Source organism: Paraburkholderia sp. Cpub6, assembly GCF_014201065.1.
Lineage (GTDB): Bacteria > Pseudomonadota > Gammaproteobacteria > Burkholderiales > Burkholderiaceae > Paraburkholderia > Paraburkholderia tuberum.
Genome location: NZ_JACHDM010000088.1, coordinates 1 through 1,372, shown reverse-complemented (window position 1 = coordinate 1,372; position 1,372 = coordinate 1). Strand labels below are relative to the sequence as shown.

The 1,372-nt window shown below is 46.1% G+C and carries 1 protein-coding gene; it reads left to right on the top strand.

The annotated features are described in order from the left end of the window. The first annotated feature begins 99 nt into the window (after positions 1-99). Complete coding sequence (locus tag HDG33_RS36815; RefSeq protein ID WP_184041223.1) at positions 100-1,311, top strand: hypothetical protein; 1,212 nt, start codon at positions 100-102, stop codon at positions 1,309-1,311. The last annotated feature ends 61 nt before the right edge of the window (positions 1,312-1,372 follow it).

The following is a 1,372-nucleotide window of genomic DNA, read 5'->3' as shown; positions in this document are numbered from 1 at the left end:
TCACGAGCAGCTTGCACAAATTGGACGGAACCCAACGCTCGTGCGCTCCTTCTTCAGACATCCGTCTGTCCGCTATGTTTCTGACCTATGAGTAAGTGCATGAAGGAAGATCTGGACCTGTTCGGCATCAGCTACTGGCGTACGTATCATCAGATACCCGGAATTTCGCATTGTATACAGCATTGCTCGCCGCTCGTTGACGCTTGCGAAAATTGCGGAAGCGAAATTTTCCAACGCTCCCTTTTACTCCCGTCGCTATTCTGCTTTCACTGCGGAGAAAAATTCTTTGTTCCTCAGTCAAAAAATAAATATCCAACGGCCCATCGTAAAACCCTTGAACTTCTGAAATTTTTATTCAAAGGAAACTGGAAGATATTGTGCCCAGAAATAAGAGCCTTCTATTACGAAACGGCACTACGCAGTCTACGACTCTTCCCAGTCAACGCGGCGACGATATTGCACATTGGAGATCATCTGAAAAAGCGTTGGAACGTTCGATCTCTAAAATCATTAGCAAAACTTTTCTCATCGTCAATCAACGCCAAATCGATCGCCTCTGCGCTATCTGGCACGGACTACGACAGCGCCCCGCTGCTGCATGTTCTTCTATTGGAATATTTCTCGTCCACCCTGCGTAAGATCGTCAACCTTTTTTCGATCTCTGAACTGGAGTCTGCAGCGGCTCAATATCATCCGCCTTTAGCCAGAGGTTCATATGAACTACCACTCGACAAGCAGCGAGAGTTGATATCAGGCCTTGACAGAGTGGGCATTGCGCGCGGCGTCCTTTATGGCATTACTTCAGGTATTAACTGGAAACAACTATGTCGAAATTATTGCATTGCTGGCTATCGAGGACAACAATTAGACGTATCCGTACCTTGGTTCGCTCCATATCGCAGAATGATTATCACGGACAAACAAACGAAAAGATTCACGCAACGGGATTCCATCTACACGAAAAAGCGAGATTTATCAAATTACAGAGAAATAGCACGGGGTTTCGCTGAAAAAGGTCAGATTGGCTGGCACGAATTTTGTAAAGATAATATATTGATGTACAATTACTTGTGCAAATTTGACCACAGATTTCTTGAAGATCTTCGCGAGAAAGTTTACCCCAACTACCTCAGGAGACGCGTAAGTAAGGTAACTTTAATAGAAGCATGTAAAGCGCGAATTTTAGCTGCGATTAGCTCGTTAGACGCCCCGACGCGCACTGAGATATGGCACGCAGAAAAACAGGCAATGCTTGTGTTGTCGCGAGAATGCCCTACCTGGGCAGTCTCAAGAGTCAAGTGCAACGTTTAGCTAATCCGGCCTTCTCTAACTCTTTAGCCATTGCTTCCTCGGGGGAGTCCCAGCCGAGCGT